The 214-nt window shown below is 48.1% G+C and carries 1 pseudogene; it reads left to right on the top strand.

What is annotated here, in order from left to right:
- A pseudogene (locus tag BZK24_RS08725) lies at positions 1-214 on the top strand (hypothetical protein); the annotation flags it as partial.

Here is a 214-nt window from a genome sequence, read left to right as displayed (position 1 = left end):
CTAACCGGACTCGCGCCCAAATACGCGCAAAGGAATGGTGGATACATTGGTTTTTTACCGCACACGCTTTTTTGGGTGGATTATTTGATCCGTCATTTAAATATCTCCCCCACTATCGCTGGGACTTCATGGGCGTTTTTTGGTTTTGGAGCCACGCTTGGCTCTTTAATCAGCGGCCCGATGGCTCAAAAGCTAGGGGCTAAAGAAGCCAATA

It is taken from the genome of Helicobacter pylori (assembly GCF_001998165.1).
GTDB lineage: Bacteria > Campylobacterota > Campylobacteria > Campylobacterales > Helicobacteraceae > Helicobacter > Helicobacter pylori_DL.
The sequence above is the reverse complement of the archived record's forward strand: the minus strand, read 5'-3'. Positions and strand labels throughout refer to the sequence as shown.